The organism is Psychrobacter proteolyticus (assembly GCF_038155145.1).
Taxonomy (GTDB): Bacteria; Pseudomonadota; Gammaproteobacteria; order Pseudomonadales; family Moraxellaceae; genus Psychrobacter; species Psychrobacter proteolyticus_B.
Genome location: NZ_JBAKAY010000211.1, coordinates 1 through 211 on the forward strand (window position 1 = coordinate 1; position 211 = coordinate 211).

The 211-nt window shown below is 42.7% G+C and carries 1 pseudogene; it reads left to right on the plus strand.

Annotation, left to right across the window (positions count from 1 at the left end):
• Nucleotides 1-211, plus strand: a pseudogene (locus V6252_RS13565) (UDP-glucose 4-epimerase GalE); the annotation flags it as partial.

Here is a 211-nt window from a genome sequence, read left to right on the forward strand (position 1 = left end):
GTCTGAGGACAGTTGGAACCTGATTGCTCTCAGATATTTACATCCAGTAGGCGCGCATACATCAGGACAGATTCGCGAAGACCCTAATGATATTCCTAACAATTTACTGCCTTATATTTCTCAAGTGGCCGTCGGCAAACTTGATAAGCTCAGTATCTTAGGTAATGATTATCCTACTGTCGATGGAACAGGTGTCCGTGACTTTATTCAT